The sequence below is a fragment of the Pseudomonas kielensis genome, assembly GCF_030505375.1.
Classification (GTDB): Bacteria; Pseudomonadota; Gammaproteobacteria; order Pseudomonadales; family Pseudomonadaceae; genus Aquipseudomonas; species Aquipseudomonas kielensis.
This window is the reverse complement of the sequence record NZ_CP130043.1, coordinates 1,868,405-1,884,433: the sequence shown is the minus strand read 5'-3', so window position 1 is coordinate 1,884,433 and position 16,029 is coordinate 1,868,405. Positions and strand designations below refer to the sequence as shown.

Annotated in this window: 12 protein-coding genes and 1 tRNA gene; 3 read left to right on the top strand and 10 right to left on the bottom strand. The window is 58.7% G+C overall.

Annotated features, from left to right (window positions below):
• Positions 1–93 precede the first annotated feature (93 nt).
• Complete coding sequence (locus tag Q1W70_RS08835) at positions 94–789, top strand: DsbA family protein (RefSeq protein ID WP_302098775.1); 696 nt, start codon at positions 94–96, stop codon at positions 787–789.
• Between the two features lie 290 nt (positions 790–1,079).
• Positions 1,080–2,366 (top strand): OprD family porin, encoded by a 1,287-nt coding sequence (locus tag Q1W70_RS08830; protein WP_166590319.1) that lies wholly within the window; start codon positions 1,080–1,082, stop codon positions 2,364–2,366.
• Between the two features lie 82 nt (positions 2,367–2,448).
• Here Q1W70_RS08830 and Q1W70_RS08825 read toward each other — a convergent pair whose 3' ends face one another.
• The 4 genes from Q1W70_RS08825 to Q1W70_RS08810 all read right to left on the bottom strand — a co-directional run bounded on the left by Q1W70_RS08825 (position 2,449) and on the right by Q1W70_RS08810 (position 7,656).
• The gene (locus Q1W70_RS08825; protein WP_166590320.1) at positions 2,449–3,360 is read right to left on the bottom strand and encodes a hypothetical protein; all 912 of its coding nucleotides are present in this window, start codon (positions 3,358–3,360) and stop codon (positions 2,449–2,451) included.
• Between the two features lie 78 nt (positions 3,361–3,438).
• Complete coding sequence (locus Q1W70_RS08820) at positions 3,439–4,272, bottom strand: hypothetical protein (RefSeq protein WP_256669829.1); 834 nt, start codon at positions 4,270–4,272, stop codon at positions 3,439–3,441.
• Positions 4,272–6,107: a hypothetical protein gene (locus Q1W70_RS08815; protein WP_302098774.1), complete on the bottom strand. Its 1,836-nt coding sequence runs from the start codon at positions 6,105–6,107 to the stop codon at positions 4,272–4,274. The genes Q1W70_RS08820 and Q1W70_RS08815 overlap by 1 nt, the downstream gene beginning before the upstream one ends.
• 79 nt (positions 6,108–6,186) lie before the next feature.
• Complete coding sequence (locus Q1W70_RS08810; RefSeq protein WP_302098773.1) at positions 6,187–7,656, bottom strand: OmpA family protein; 1,470 nt, start codon at positions 7,654–7,656, stop codon at positions 6,187–6,189.
• 958 nt (positions 7,657–8,614) lie between these two features.
• On the opposite strand from Q1W70_RS08810, the gene Q1W70_RS08805 reads away from it, so the two are divergent.
• On the top strand, positions 8,615–9,484 hold the full coding sequence (locus Q1W70_RS08805) for an AraC family transcriptional regulator (protein WP_302098772.1): 870 nt from the start codon (positions 8,615–8,617) through the stop codon (positions 9,482–9,484).
• Between the two features lie 498 nt (positions 9,485–9,982).
• Here the strand turns inward: Q1W70_RS08805 and Q1W70_RS08800 are convergent, their stop codons facing one another.
• The 6 genes from Q1W70_RS08800 to Q1W70_RS08775 all read right to left on the bottom strand — a co-directional run bounded on the left by Q1W70_RS08800 (position 9,983) and on the right by Q1W70_RS08775 (position 15,998).
• Positions 9,983–11,470 carry a hypothetical protein gene (locus tag Q1W70_RS08800; protein WP_302098771.1) on the bottom strand — a complete coding sequence of 496 codons (1,488 nt, stop codon included), beginning with the start codon at positions 11,468–11,470 and terminating at the stop codon, positions 9,983–9,985.
• Positions 11,471–12,076: 606 nt separating this feature from the next.
• Positions 12,077–12,152 (bottom strand) — tRNA-Thr (locus tag Q1W70_RS08795).
• A gap of 78 nt (positions 12,153–12,230) precedes the next feature.
• Positions 12,231–13,052 (bottom strand): FkbM family methyltransferase, encoded by an 822-nt coding sequence (locus Q1W70_RS08790; RefSeq protein ID WP_302098770.1) that lies wholly within the window; start codon positions 13,050–13,052, stop codon positions 12,231–12,233.
• A gap of 354 nt (positions 13,053–13,406) precedes the next feature.
• Positions 13,407–14,636: a methyltransferase gene (locus Q1W70_RS08785; protein ID WP_302098769.1), complete on the bottom strand. Its 1,230-nt coding sequence runs from the start codon at positions 14,634–14,636 to the stop codon at positions 13,407–13,409.
• Positions 14,617–15,306, bottom strand: coding sequence for an ABC transporter permease (locus Q1W70_RS08780; RefSeq protein WP_166592990.1), 690 nt, complete (start codon positions 15,304–15,306; stop codon positions 14,617–14,619). The genes Q1W70_RS08785 and Q1W70_RS08780 overlap by 20 nt, the downstream gene beginning before the upstream one ends.
• Positions 15,303–15,998, bottom strand: coding sequence for an ABC transporter permease (locus tag Q1W70_RS08775; protein ID WP_166592989.1), 696 nt, complete (start codon positions 15,996–15,998; stop codon positions 15,303–15,305). Before Q1W70_RS08775 ends, Q1W70_RS08780 begins: the two co-directional genes overlap by 4 nt.
• Between the last annotated feature and the right edge of the window lie 31 nt (positions 15,999–16,029).

The window sequence follows — 16,029 nt, the reverse complement described above, 5'->3', positions numbered from 1 at the left end:
CGCAACACACCAAATCGGGGGGTGAGGTTTTTCCAGGTGTGCGACAGGCATAGCCTGCTGCCCTCCCATTCTGAGCCTTTGCTGGAGCCCTGCATGTCTGGCCCGACCCTTCACTACATTTACGATCCCTTGTGTGGCTGGTGCTATGGCGCCAAACCCCTGGTGCAGGCCGCTCAGGCGGTTTTGCCGGTGTTGCTGCACGGCGGCGGCATGATGACCGGCGCCAACCGGCAGCCGGTGAGTGCGCAACTGCGCGACTACGTGATGCCCCACGACCGGCGAATTGCCGAGTACAGCGGGCAGCCGTTTGGCCAGGCGTATTTCGATGGGCTGCTGCGCGATCACTCGGCAGTTTTCGATTCTGCGCCACCGACCGCGGCGGTGCTGGCGGCGCAGAATCTGGGTGGTCGGGGCCTGGAACTGCTCGGGTGCCTGCAGAGCGCGCACTATGTGCACGGCCGGCGCATTGCCGACGCGGCGGTGCTGCGGGAACTGGCCGCCGCTATTGGCCTGGACGCCGAGGCCTTTGACGCCGAGTTCAAGCAGGTGGTGGCCAACGAGTTGCAGGTCCACTTCAAGCACAGCCGGTCGCTGTTGGCAGAGGTCGGCGGGCAGGGGTTTCCGACGCTGGTGCTGGAGCACGATGGCCAGTTTTCCCTGATCGATATCGGCCCTTGGCTGGGCCAACCCGAAGCCTTTGCCCAATGGCTGGGCCAGTCGCTGAAACAGCCTGAAGGTGATCGTGCGGCAGCGGGTCCGGCTTGCGGGCTGGACGGCTGTAGTCATTGATCGAGTGGGCTCGGCCGTTCGTCGGAGGGCCTGCGAGTGCGCTTGGCAACTGATTTTTTAGACAATTTTCGTCTTATTACAGACGATTCACGAAATTGACACACTGTTACATGCGCGGCTAGGATTCGCGCCAACGCCTGTGGCACGTAGCCACGACTCAAAACAATAAAAAGGGCCCGCCACGCTTTTGTGTGGGCGGGCCCTTTTGTTTAGGGATGAAAAAAGAGCGCAAAAGCAGCCATTTCAGCCAGCGGTCACAGCGCGTATCAACCCGTAATAAGGAAAATAACATGTTGAATAAGCGTATTAGTCTGATCGCACTGGGGATGTTGAGCGCGACTCAAGCAATGGCCAATGACCAAGCTGAGTCCAAGGGTTTTGTTGAAGACAGCAGCCTGAAAGTGCTGCTGCGCAACGCTTACATCAATCGCGATTACAAGGATGGTAACGACGACAAGGCCGAATGGGGCCAGGCTGCCATTGGCACCTTCTCCTCGGGCTTCACCCAGGGCACCGTAGGTGTCGGCGTGGACGCTTTCGGTCTGTACGCTCTGCGCCTGGACGGCGGCAAAGGCCGTAGCGGTGCCGGTGGTATCGACTTCTTCAAGCAAGGCGACAGCGGCGCTGCGGCCAACGACCTGTCCAAGGCTGGCGCGGCGGTGAAATTCCGTCTGTCGAGCACCGTGCTGACCTACGGTGACCAGATGCCGGCCCTGCCGGTGCTGAACTACGACAACTCCCGCCTGCTGCCGGAAAGCTACACCGGTACCCTGATCACTTCCAAAGAGATCGAAGGCCTGGAACTGAACGCCGGTCGTTTCACTGCCGAGTCGCGTAAAAGCGCGGAAGGCCGTGACAGCGGTGGTCTGAAGTCGATCAACGTGTTGGGCGGTAGCTACCAGTTCACCGAGCAGTTCAAGGGCGCGCTGTACGCTTCCGACGTCGAAGACGTGCTGAAGAAGCAGTACATCAACCTGAACTACGTGTTCCCGCTGGCCAGCGATCAGTCCCTGACCCTGGACCTGAACGGCTACCGCACCAAGCTGGAAGACTCCTACGTTCGTGAAAGCGGCGCCACAGGCGACGACAACAAGATCTGGAGCCTGGCCGCCACCTTCGCCACCGGCCCGCACTCGTTCACCCTGGCGCACCAGCGCAGCACCGGTGACAGCAACCTGGGCTACGCCTACGGCGGCTACCAGAAAGACCAGGGTCGTGTCGGTGACGGTGGCAACACCATCTACCTGGCCAACTCCTACTGGTCCGACTTCAACGCTGAAGACGAGCGCAGCTGGCAGTTGGGCTACGGCCTCGACTTCGGCGCTTTCGGCGTGCCTGGCCTGACCTACAACGTGGCTTACGTGCGTGGCGACAACATCACCACCTCCACCAGCACCGGTGGCACCGAGCGCGAAATCTTCAACCAGTTCAAGTACGTGGTCCAGAGCGGCCCGGCCAAAGACCTGAGCGTGAAGCTGCGTAGCTCGATCCTGCGTGTGTCGCAGAAATCCAGCGAATACAACGTCAGCGGCAACGAGCTGCGGGTGTACGTGGATTACCCGATCAACGTGTTCTGATACAGCGTGCGTGATCGCGGCCTGATACCAGGCTGACAAAAAAGCCCCGACTGGTTCGGGGCTTTTTCATGGGCGGTGAGGGCTAGTCGTGTCGCTGGCCTTCTATCGCCTCGATCATGGCCACAGGCCGACCCTGCCGGGCCATATAGGCTGCCAGTTGCTCAAGGCGCTGCTCCAACGCCAGCAACAGGCGATTGCGGGTGGCCTGTACTTCGCTCTTGTTGAAGAAGCCCGGTTCCACGGTGTAGAGGTTGAACATTCGGTTGATCTGCGCCGGTGAGCAGATGATGCAGTTCTGCGCGGAGCTGTGGTTGTACAGCGCGACCATTTCCCCGGTGGTGGTGTCGGCCGGGTGCATGAACAGCATGCTGATGGACTGGCCTTCGCGGATCCGCACGTTCTTGTCGGCCAACTGGAAGCAGGCTTCCTTGCCGTCGCGCAATTTCACCCAGAACTCGTGCTCGTGAACGTTGCGGCTGCTGACGTAGGACGATGACGAACCGCCGCCGACGTAGCCACTGCCATTGCTGATGTAGCCACCGCCCGAGCTGTGGGAGTGACCGGCCTGCAGGTGCAGTTGGTTGCGTTTCTGGCTGTCCAGCACTTCGCCGCTGACCACGAAGAAGTTGAACGAGCGCTCGTAGTGGTTGAACGGTTCGTCGATGAACAGATCGTCTTCGGGCGTAAGGCTGATGTCATACATGGTGCGGATCATTTCATCCCGCGCCGCCTTGTCGTTTTTCGCCCGCAGTTGCAGTTCGGCCCGGCGAATCCTGGCGTCGTCGATGGCCTTGAGGGCTTGCGCCTTGACGATCGGGGTCTTTTCCTGGGCATAGGCGGCGGCCTTTTCGGTCGCCTCCTTGAGCACCGGCGCGGCTTTGTGCCCAGCCTCGACGGCCAGGTCCTTGGCCTTGCTCAGGGCTTGAGTGGCCTTGGCTGCCAGCTCAGGGTTGGCATCGATCGCTTTCTGCTTGAGGTCGTTCCACAGGCTCATGCGTCATTCCTCATCCGTTACCTATGAAAAGGCCGCCTGCGATCGTGCACGGTTTTCCCGTTGCAGGCGGCCGATCAATCACTCGACAGCGCTCGTCAGCTCGGGGTTACCGAAGCCTTTGAGTGCTGCGTTGGACTTGGCGAAGTACTGGCTCCAGAAGCCTTCGAGGTTCTGGATCATCTTGCCGCTGCGGTAGCCGTTCTTGATCTGGGTGGGCACGAAGGCCGCCCCATGCACATAGACCCGGGCCCCGCCAAAGTCAGCCAGCAGGTTCTGCTTTTCGACCTTCGCCAGTTCTACCTGCGGGTTTATCTCGCGGATCCCGTTGTTGCTGTAGAAGCTGCCGAAGTCGCTGTACTCGAGCATGTCGGACATCAACAGGATGACGTTCTCATTGACCCCTTCGGCGCTCTTGAGGTCGTCGCTGATGGACTTCAGGCTGAACAGGATTTCACTGCGCGGGATGTCCGAGCTGGACTTGCCCATGGCGCTGGCGAAAGCCTTGCCGAAGCGCTGATAGAAGGCGCTCGATTGACCCTTCATGCAGCTGTCGAACTTGCGGCTGGCCATCATCGGCACATCGCCGAGCACGGCCGGGTCGATCGGCTTTTCCAGTTCGCCGGCAAACTGCAGGCGCGTGTAATGGCCGTCGAGGTAGGCGCTGAACGAGTACAGGCGCAGCTTGTCGCCCGGCTGCAGGAAGCGCTTGATGTGGCCCCAGGCGGTTTTCTGCAGGTCCTGGGTCAGCGGTGTGGTCTGGTCGACCACCACCGTCAACATGCGCCCGGAAGGCGCACTGCGAAACTGCTCGATCTTGGTTTGGGCGTAGCAGCTCGGCACATCATTGCGCTCCGCTGCCACCAGGGCAGCGGGCACGAATGCCAGAGCCAGCAACAGGCTCTTGAACTTCATCAGACCTCCTGCTTGTCGAGCATTTGCAGCTTGCGCGCACGACGGATAGTGGCGGCGTCCACGCCTTTTTTGTTGGCCACGTAATCGATGTCGTCTTCATCGAAAGCGGTCAGGTCGCCGAAGGCATTGTGGTCGAAGCCGGTGGCCGATGGAGCAGGTGCTGCTGGTGCTGGTGCGGCGACGGGGGCAGGCGCTGGCTCGGGGGCCGGGGCGGCTTCCACGGTTGCGGCCACGACCTGGGCGACGACAGGGGCAGGGGCGGGTGCTGGAGCGGCGACTGGTGTCGGAGCGGGAGCAACGTAGAAGATCTTCAAGGCGGCGAAGCTCTTTTTGTAGTCGCTCAGTTCCGGATCGTTGTCATTGATCTGTTCGAAGCGCGGGTTGGCTCTGGCAATCAGGTCGTTGATCTTGTCGTCGTCACCTGCATCAATGGCTGCCTTGAGTTCCTTAACGATCTTGGACATGTAGTCGACGATGACCTGCCGATTCTGTTTGTCGGTTTCTTTTTTGGCGTCTGTTTTTTCCTTGGTCGCCGCCTTTTCGTCTTCTTGGTGGATGTAAGACTCGAAGGTGCGATTCAGCAGATCGGAGCGCAGTTTTTCCTGGTCGGTGCCGCTGACACGGAACACTTTCAATTGCAGGCCTTGCAGCGTACCCAGCGAAGCTTGCGCGTCGTTGGCGACACAGCGGGCTTTGTTGGCGTGATAACGCATGTAGTCATTGGCGCTGGAGAACTTGTGGGTCAGCTCCCAGGCCTTGCGCGAATGCGTGCCGGCAAAGCCGAAGATGAACGCCAGGTAAGTGGAGCTCGCCTGAATGAAGATGAACAGCCCGCTCAAGACGGCAAAGGTCACCAGGGATGCACGGTGCAAGGCATCGATCTGATCCTGCGCCGATTTGCCTGCAGCGCTATCGGACAGCGCCTGCATGTCGTCCGGCAGCGGAACGCCATCGTTGGCCGGGAAGTCGTCGGCCGACTGGCTCACGGCTGGCGGGTTGGCGATCAGGTCGGTTTCCTGGGCATTGAGGGTTTCAGTACGGACCCAGAACGCAGCAATGGCCAGGCCGACGATGAAAATCCCATAACCGATCAGCATGGTGTAGCGCTTGGCCGGCTTGTCGCCGTCCTTGTCCACTTTGACCCGGTTGAGCATTTGTTGATATTGCGCGTCTGCGTCATCGATGTTGGTGTTGTCGAGTGTGATGACAGCAGTGCTCATCATGTCGCCACCGGCACCGCTGCGACGCAGGTTCTCGTAGGACATGATGTGGTCAACGACGCGGTTTTTGTACAGCGCGCGGCCGGCAAACTCGGACAGGAACAAACCGATAATCGAAATCACCAGGCCGATGGCGAATGCGCCGGCCAGTGCCGTGTTAGGCGTGGCAAGAGTCAGGGCAAATGGCGCCAGGGCGAAACCGAAGGCCGTGGCTTCGATCAGCATCAGCACCACGATCAAGGTCCACAGGCCAATCCCTTTCTCGCGACGACCGTCTTCGTGGATCTTGCCCAGGTAGTCCTGGTTGCGACGGAAGGCGGCTTCCGACGGTTGGTGTTGACGATAGTAGGCCTCGTAGAACCCACACAACTCCCTCTCAGACGACAGGAAGCCGAGGGGTTTGAGGTTGGTTTCGCTGGCCTTTTCTTTTTCACCTGGGTTCTTGACCCAGTGGCGAATCCGGCCAAAACCCGGCATGCGAATGCGCAGGTTCATCCACCAGTATTTGAAGGAAGACCAGTAAACAATGACCGGAATGGCCATCAGCGTGGTGAACACGACCGGTATGATCACATACCAGTACGCGGTAAAAAACGCGCGGAAAATCTCGAGCATGGGTGGGTTCCTTTCTACTTATCGACGCTTGGGAGTGAACTGAGCGACGTAAGCGTCACCCTGTTTCGGGTAATAGATTTCACCGGCGACCGCATTGCCGGCGCGTTTGTCGAACACGATGTCGATGCAGACTCAACGGGGCTTTTTGCTGATCGAGTGCGAACACGCGGTACAGAATCTGGCTCTCGCCTTCGTAGGTGTTGGCCACCGAGGCGTAGCTCGGGCTCTGCTTTTTCTGGGCGCCGGCAAAGTCGGTGATCAATTGCATCTTCGGTGCCTGGGCCACTTTGGCGCCGTCACGCAGCACGGCAATGGGGCCCACGGCCACGGAGTGACCATTCACCGCAGTGGCCCACGGCTTGCCGTTCAGGCCTGGGAAAAACTCGGTGGTGGCGAATTCCTTCAGCGGCTTGTCGTCCGCCAGACTCTTGACCTGACCCTCGACACGCGGCAGGTCGGCCACGCAGGAGCTGAGCGGGGCCGCCGCGTTGGCGGTGCCGATGATGGCGAACGGCGAGCTTTTCGGCGTGATGCCCATGGCCAACTGCGAGCGGGTATCGGTCACTGGACGGCCACCGAAGTCGACGCCACCCTTGCCGCTGAGCGGCACATTCGGCGAGCTGTCGACAACCACAGGCGCCTTCACCTCAGGCGTTGCAACTGGCGCGGGGGCCTTGCTCGCAGGTTTGCTGGCCACGACCGCAGGCTTGCTCGAAGGCTTGGTAGTCGCCGGCTTGGCGGTAGTTGCAGGCGCGGTGCCGTGGGCGAGGTACTTGGCGTTGCTGCGCTCATTGCGCACGCGCTCCACCAGCAACTGCTCGCTCTGCACTTCGACGAACTCGACACGGCGGTTCTCGGTGCGCCCTTGCTCGGTGGCGTTGTTGGCCAGCGGACGCGATGCACCGGCGCCCTGGTAGTAAATGTTCTGACGGGGAATACCGACATCGGCAAGGATCTGGCCTACGGCGCGCGCGCGTTGCTCCGACAGCTTCTGATTAAAATCAGCCGAGCCCGTGGCATCGGTATGCCCGACCACCAGGATTTTCTTCGTGGCCGGCGCCTTGTCCGCTTGCTTGTCTGTCAGTGCCGTCGCCAGCGACGTCAGTTGGCGACGACCGGCCGGGGTCAGCTCTGCCGAACCCACGGCAAACATCTCCGAGGACTGGACCTGGGCTTCAACCCCAACGGCTTGCAACTTCGGCGCGGCGCTCGGCGTGGCGGCGACATTGGCGTTCAACTCATTGACCTGCATCACCAGGCCTTCCTGCTTGGCCACGGCCTGCAGTTTCTGCACCCGGTCGCGGTACAGCAGGGCCACACCACAACCGGCACCTGCGCCAGCGGTCCCGGCGACCACCATGTCCTTGCCGTCACCTTTGGTCAGCACCACGACAGCCACGCCCACCAAGGCACCCACGGCGGCGCCCGTCATACAGGCAGTGGTTCCCGACGACTCGCCCATGTAATTGTCGATCTGCGCACAACCACTCAGGCCGACCGCTACCGCCACCGCAAGGGCCGTAGGTTTCACTCTTCCATTTACACGCATGCCAATGTCCTTTTCCCCATTCCTTAACCCGCCCATCAGACGGGAATACTTGTCAGCCCAGCAGCTGAATGAGTGACGCCCCGCAGGCAACTGAAAATCGCCGCGGGGCTTGTTGATCGATCGCAGTGCGCGTCTTCGAAAACCTGCGGCCACAAACGACAGGCGCGCAAAAGCCCGAGCCGCGTGCAGTGCGCAGGACTCCAGGCAAACAGGTGATGCAGTGACCCAGGCAAAAGCCCATGGAGGGGAATATCCGTATAAGTGCCAGGCGTTAAAGGCCGGGACGTCCGTGTTCGTAGGTGCCGCTGTGAGGCGACAAATCTAGCACACCAGGGCCGTCAGCCATGGGATCGAGGGTAATGGGCACATGATAGTGGGAAAATGAACAATAGTGGCATTGTGATATGTTGAAAAACGACAAATCTGACTTTTGACAGGCTTTGTGGGTAGGGGGGCGAGGGCGCAGGGGGGGGCAGAGATTTTGAAAGCCTTCTCTGGAGCCTTGTATGGTGCGGCACCAGTCGAACGGTATGTTTCTGCGGGGCTAGGTTTTTCGGGCGTCTGGAGTTCGCTGGAAAATTCGGCGTACCCCAACTAGTAACTATAAATAAATCAAATAGTTATGGCGTTCGGTGGAATCGAGCTGGGGATTTTTGAGATGTCAGCACGTTGTCGGTCTGCAAGTCATTCAGAGCCGCATACGGAATGGTAATCCTCCTGAATTCGAACGTTGTCGATCATCCCTCCGTAGAGAATAGGCAGTAATCCGCCAAAAGCTGCCGTGGCGACAGGCAGCAGACGGTCAGAAGTGGACACCTGGATGCACCCGACCTTTGCATTGCCTTGGAAGAGATCACATTGGCCAACCCCAAAGGCACCTTGAGCAAACGCGGCTAGGCGCGTTCACGCCGTTATAGTCGACTCTATTGCCGACCGTACTTCCCGGAGCCTTTTCCCAGTGTCTGACATGCCGACCAAACTCGCCTACACAAAACGCTTCAACGCCGTACTCGCCTACATTGATGCCAATCTCGAAGGTGACTTTTCGGTGAAGACGTTGAGCCATGTGGCGAACTTTTCGGCGTTTCACTTCCATCGGCAATTCACCGCGTTCGTAGGAGTGCCTGTCTCGCGTTATGTGCAACTGATGCGGCTACGACGCGCAGCACATCGCCTGGCCTCCCTCGATGATCACTCGGTACTGGACGCCGCACTCGGTGCCGGCTTTGAAAGTCCCGAGGCATTTTGCAGGGCGTTCAGGCGGGCGTTCGGTATGACGCCGAGTGCATTCGGGAAGGAACCGAACTGGCAGGTCTGGAGTACGGTATTCGCAATCCCTCACTTTTCCAGGACTATCATCATGCAAGTACGAATCGTGGAATTCCCTGAAGTCAGGGTAGCAACGCTTGAGCACTGCGGACCCGCCGGGCTCGTCAATGAGAGCGTATGCAAGTTCATCAAGTGGCGTATGCAGAGCGGACAGTCGCCGGTGGCATCGAGTCGCACCTTTGGCATTCCCTATGGCAACCCCGATACGACACCTCCACAAGAATTCCGCTTCGCAATCTGCGGCGAGATTCACGAGGCCGTGGCCTCGAATGAGTTCGGTGTGCACGAGATCGTCATTCCTGGCGGTCGCTGCGTCGTGGTGCGACACGCGGGATCACCGGATCACATCGGCGAAACGATCTATCCGATTTACCGCGATTGGCTTCCGTCCAGTGGAGAGGAACTTCGTGACCAGCCGCTGTTCTTTCATTACCTGAGCGCCTATCCCGAGACACCGCAGGATCAATGGCAAACTGATGTGTATGTTCCGCTGCAATAGCGGAGCAAGCAGCTTTCGACCCTGACGGACGTTGACGAGTGTCCGCGCAGCAATGTGACAGGTTCTAGGGGGAGTTTCCAAACCCCAGAAACAACAAAGCCCTCGTATTTCTACGAGGGCTTTGTTTTGTATGGTGCGGCACCAGACGAACGGTTGTTGGCCGTGAAGCCCCGATTTTCGCGATACTGGAATTTGATGGATTATTAGACGTACCTCATAAAGTATCTATAAGCAAATCAGCTAGTTGTGGCTTTCTGTGGAATCGAATCGGGAATATTTGGGACCAATTGAGTGATGCTATGCGAGAGTATGTCTAATGCTGAGGAGTTCTTGAAAGCTTCAGTGAGATCTGGGGTCAGCCGTTCATAGATCGTTGGTAGACAAAGATAGGTTGTAACGTACTTAGAGCTAATTTTAGTGTAACGCCTAAGTTAGGCGCCGGGAAAAGCCTGCCTGACTAAAACCCGGCTTGAACGGCCACGTATCGTCCTTGCGAGATTATACTTTTGCTACGTCTGTGGGAGGCTTCTCAAGTTTAGTCATGGTCTCTAACCCTTCTTCGACCTTCGCCGCCTCTTTACTAAGCGCGCTCTCTACCCTTGCTGTTACCGATTTGCTGATTGCAGAAAAACCTGGGATTTTAGCTAGCGCCTCCATCGAGTCTGATAGTTTAGCGCTATTTTCCAATGCTTCCATCAAAGGATGATCCGATTTGTTGTAATCCGTAATCAACTTGCCAGGGTTCTCCGAGCTTACCTGCAATAGATTAAATAGCAGTTTCGTCCGTAGGTCGTCACGAACGGAGCTTTCATGCGGTAAAGACTCAATCTGGTTAGACAAGCCAGAGAATGTTTTACCTAAGACCGCCTTGTGCGTGTACTCTTCGATTAAGCGCTTAGACAGATTTAGTTTCTTGTTTGATGAGTAAGCAAGCCATAAGACAGGAAAATACAAAGGCAAAATCGAAACGATAATACTCGGGGTGTTGCTAATGACTTGAAGGATATCGAAACCCTTTCCAATCAGAAGATATACATCGACGCCAAAAGGGATTAATGACACCGCGACCATTAGGCCGATAGCGACTCGAAAGCTGAACTCATGCTTCGATTGCGATGCAATTTCATCCTCTTTCTTCTTTTCGTAAGCCGCGCTCAGCCCTTCTGCCATGGCGCCAGGGAGCAGGCCTGTAATTTGATCCGTTATAGCTCCAATACTGTCCGTAGACTTAACAAGCAGGGCGTCGAAATCAGCCTTATCCCTATCAAGCTGCGCATGATGATTTTCGGTGATGTCCTTCACTGCCTCCTGAAGTGCGACCTCCAAACTTTCGGATCGGCTGACGAGAGAGTCATATGTTCTGTCCAGTTCATCCACTAAGCCATCTATATGCGCAGTTTCTCCAGCGGAATCCTTAACGTCCGCGCCAAAAGTTTTTACGTGCAAATCATCTATTTCGGATTTGCGCTTCATAGAATGAGTAAGCAGGTTTTTTATACTTTCGTTTATGGTCTTTGCCTCCTCCAATAATTTGGTGACGGTCAAAACCTGTGTAGGTAGCTCTTCGCTCTGTGCTAGCGCTTTTTTTATCGTCTCATAATCATTCGCAATTTCGGTTGCATGTTCGCTCGCCGTAGCTTTCAGCGCGAGAACTCCGGTCTTCATCTCGTCACACTGATTAACCATTGCCAACTGTTCGGCATGACTGCTTTCAACGCTAACGCCGACGGCTTTTACTTTTTCAAGCCCCACTGTAGCTTCTTTGCGGCACTCCTCTAATATCGCAAGAGCTTCCTTGATTGAGGTGTCTTTTGCGATAGTGTTAGTTTCTATAGTTTTAATTCTACTTAAAACTTCAAGGGCGGCCTGCTCTGTGTCGGTTATTTTATCCTTGATAGCAGCTTCCAAAAGTGCAATTTTCTTGGCCGTTTCCCGTTTGTAAACCTCAAATATTTCGGGATCTAACCCTTTATCAAAAATGCTCATTCCAATCCCTGTAGTGGTAGGTTCCGTTCAACGGCTCGACTGGCTGACCAAGCCAATTTTTGGCTTAGCGCGGCTTAAGCGGGCAAATGGCCATACCTCAGCATCCGATAATTGCTGGCCACCGTCAATCGAGCTCCTCTCCGCCTACCAGCTGCTAGAAAGTGTTTATGGCTAAGCTAGCAGCCTTCGCAAGCTACTAGATGAATCGCCTCAAGTATCCTCGCCAAATCCGGTCTCTTGTGGCCGATTTCTGATTTTGCCGACTTGCTGCTGGGTCGATTGCGGTAGGTCGTGACTATCAAAGTCAGACCTTCGCTTAGCATTTGCAGGCCTCGTTGCTTTAGCAGTTCCAATTGCTGTTCTACGCTGAGAGCCGGCTTGTCGAAGGGCCTCATGTAGTTTTCTCCAGGCAAAAAAAAACCGCACGATTTGAGCTTGCTGACCGGGTCAACCTAGGCTTGGCGGGTGTGTTGGGGGGCATTATAGGTAGGTACAAAAGCCCGTCAACGGCGCGCTGGCATGCAAATGTAACGGGCAGGGGATGTGTTCCAAATCACGGAAACAAAAAAGGCCCACCTTTCGGTGAGCCTTTTTTGGTACTGCGTATGGTGCCGGCACCAGGAGTCGAACCCGGGACCTACTGATTACAAGTCAGTTGCTCTACCAACTGAGCTATACCGGCGTGTTGGGCGACGATTATAGCGATTGCTTTGCGTCTGTAAACCCCTGAATTCTGACTATTTTTGCGTAGCGCTCAGGGTCAGGCCCTGCGCAGCACTTTCTTGAGCGTTTCGACCGCTCGCCAGGAGCGGCTGTTGCGCAGGGCGTGGAGTTCGGCTTCGGCGCGGTCGGCGCGTTGGCGTTCGTGGTGCAGAGCGGTTTCCAGGTCGGTCAGGGGGTAGCTGAAGCTGTGGCCGTAGCAGAACTGGAATTCGTCGAGGTTGCAGGGGGCCAGTTCGAAGGCGCCCTTGAAGTGCAGGTGTTCTTCGGCCAGGTAGAAGGTGTTGAGGCCGTCGAACAACACCGAGTGGTAGCCGGCGTCGAGCAGCAGTTGTTCCCAGCTCTGGTCGCGGGTCCAGGGGGTTTCGATGAGGATGATCCAGGGGCGCCATTGGCTGAAGTCCATGCCGCGCAGCACGGTTTCTTCGTGGCCTTCGACGTCGATCTTGAGGAAGTGGATCGGGCCTTTGACGTGTTCTTCGCAGATCGAGGTCAGGGTGCGGGAGTGGACGGTGTGGCTGCGCACGTCCATGCCGGCGTCGCGGTGCTGCTTGGCGACGCTGGCTTCCACGGTCGACAGGCCGGTGTCGGCGATGGCGTAGAAGGTCAGGGCCTCGGCGTTTTCGCCGGCCACGCATTGCAGGTTGATGTCTTTGGGCCGCTCCTGGCACAGGGCGTCGTGGTAGACCTGCACCGGCTCGATGTTGATGCCGGTCCAGCCGCGCTCATAAAACGCCTTGGTGACCGAGTCCACGGTGGGCTGATTGGCACCGACGTCGATGTAGAAGCCGTTCTCGAAGTGCTTCAGGGCGCGCCACAGGCGAATGTCTTCGAAGTTCTGTGCATAAGAAATGAACGTCACGGGCGCTTCCTGTCAGTCGGCTACGGCGATCCATGGCACCCGCTGGGCGCCCGATGACTGTGTATAGCAACTGCACCTGATGTGCGCAATTGTTGGCCGGTTGGGTGCCGGGATTCGGCAGTTATGTCCTTTGGTTTTAACGCTTATGCACAACGGGCAGTTGTTTGGCGGTCTGGATGACGGATTTTTTGCAGGAATTCTCAACAAATCGCAACTGGCTGTTTTTTCGTTCGTTTTTTAATGTGAACAAAAAATGACCAAGAGACTTTTAGCCCTAAAAGCCTTGGATCCAAAGGCTGTGATGGATTTTCATCAACAGAGTTATCCACAGGCTGTGGTGCGACAAAACGCCCCTTAATGGCGCTCGGCTAGTAGCAGCAGGTTGCGCGGTGTCAGCGTGCTTTCGCAGAAGGTGCCGAGGCGAACCTGGTAGCCCTGGGATTCGAGGAACAGGGCGCGGTCGAGGACCAGCCACAGTTCCAGAGGGCGGCGGAAAAGGCCGCGCACCAATTCCAGGTTGCGCACCTCGGCCAGGCGTTGCCAGCCGGCGGCTTCCAGTGCCGGCCAGTCCTGGGTGCCGACGGTGGATAAGTCTTTGAGCGCGGCCAGGTCGCGGCAGTAGTCGGCGAAGGGTTTGTCCAGCCAGGCGCTGGGCAGCGAGGGTGTCGGCAGGTACTGGTCCAGCCCGCGCAGTTGCCGTTGCAGCAGGTCGAACCCCAGGCGGCGGGCCATGGAGCTGTCGCGCTGGCGTCGAACCCGGGCGCCGGCGGTCACGGTCTCGCTGAGCGGCAGGGCCAGGTCGTCGAGGGACAGTTGCAGGCTGGAGGCTTTGCCGGCGCTGGACAGGGCTTGGTAGTGGCTGGCGTGGGTGCGGTTGTAGCAGCACGGGGCGATGGCCAGTTGTGGGCAGCCGGCGGCGCTGGCCAGTTGCAACAGGCGCACGTGCAGGTCGCCACAGGCGTGCAAGGCCACTGGCGTCAGGTCGGCGCTGACTTGGGCCACCGCATCGGCCGCCAGGACGTCTTGCTGCAGATGCCGGGCCGGCAACCGATGGTGCTGACTCAGGGCCTGGCCGCTGGCGATCAACGCCGGGTCATGTTCCAGGCAGGTCAGGTGCTGGCCGGCTTGCAGCAGGCGGCGGCCCAGATGGCCCTTGCCCGCGCACCAGTCCAGCCAGTGCCGGGGGTGTTCGGCGAACTGCAGGCAGGCGGCAAAGGCTTCGATCTGCTGCCATTTGCGCCCCGGAACGTCGACGTTCAGGCGCGGCGCGGCGGGATCGATGGCGTGGGCAGGGGGCTGTGCGAGTGCGCTGAGGGCCGCGGACTGCGCCGCCAGCGCCGGGAAGGGCGCCGGGGCGAGTAGCTGTTCAGGGTGGTTGTGGCTGTCTTCGGCGTGTTGCAGCGAGCGCTGGCGTAGCCACTGGGCCAGTTGCGGGTGGTCGGTTTCCCACGGCAACTGGCGCTGGGTAAACGGGCGCGGGCGCCAGAGTGCCTGGTGCTCGCTGAGGAAGGCGTCGAGGGCGTTGAAGCGGGCGAGCAGGTGCTCGCCCGTCAGCACCGACGGCTCAGCGTCCCTGGCAGGCATCGACGCGCAACCAGCGCTCCAGCAACTTGAAACCGCGGACCAGGACGTAGGCCATCAGCAGGTAGAACATGCCGGCGGCGAAGAAGATCTCCACGGGCAAGTAAGTGCGGGCAATGATGGTGCGTGCCATGCCGGTCAGTTCGAGCAAGGTCACGGTACTGGCCAGGGCGCTGGCCTTGAGCATCAGGATCACTTCGTTGCTGTAGGCCGGCAGGCCGATGCGCGCGGCACGCGGCAGGATGATGTAGAACAGCGCCTTGGGCCGCGACATGCCCAGCGCCCGGGCGGCTTCGATTTCACCCGGTGGGATGGCCTGGATCGCGCCGCGCAGGATCTCGGCGATGTAGGCGGCCGTGTGCAGGGTCATGGTGGCGGTGGCGCACCAGAACGGATCGCGCAGGTACGGCCACATCGCGCTGTTGCGCACCGCGTCGAACTGCGCCAGGCCGTAGTAGACCAGGAACAGTTGCACCAGCAGGGGGGTGCCGCGGAAGAAGAAGATGTAGGCGTAGGGCAGGGCGCGCACGTACCAGAGCTTGGACGAGCGGGCGATGCCCAGCGGAATGGCGAGCAGCAGGCCGAGGATGACCGCGATGGCCACCAGTTCCAGGGTCAGGGTGGCGCCCTGGGCCAGTTTCGGCAGCCACTTGATGATCACTTCCCAGTTCATTGGGTGCTCCGGGCAAAGCCGCGAGCGGCGCGTTTTTCCAGCAGGTGCATGCCGATCATGGCGATGATGGTCAGCCCCAGGTACATGAAGGCGGCGACCATGTAGAAGGTGAAGGGCTGCTTGGTCATGGTCACGCCGTTTTGCGCGTGACGCATGATTTCTTCCAGGCCGATCACCGAGACCAGGGCGGTGTCCTTCATCAGGATCATGAACAGGTTGCCCAGCCCCGGCAGGGCGATGCGCCACATCTGCGGCATGATCAGCCGGGTGAAGATCCGCCATTTCGACAGGCCCAGGGCCATACCCGCTTCGCGGTGACCCTTGGGAATGGCCAGGATCGCGCCACGGAACACTTCCGTGGCATAGGCGCCGAAGCACAGGCCGAGGGCAATCACGCCGGCGGCAAAGGCATTGAGCGCCAGGTCAGGCTTGCCGAAAAACTCGCCCAGGGCCCGCATCAGGTTGACGGTGCCGAAGTAGATCAGCAGCACCCACAGCAGTTCCGGGATGCCGCGCACCAGGGTCGAGTAGGTGCCGCCAAGCCACTGCAGTGACTTGTACGGGGAAGTCTTGGCCAAGGCGCCGAGCAGGCCGAGCACCAGTCCCAGGCTTAAGGCCGTGAGAGCCAGTTTGACGGTCATCAGCGCGCCAGCGGCGAGCGCCGGGCCGAATCCTTGGAGTTCGATAATCATGGAGGTCTATTCAAGTTGCAGCAGGCTTTGC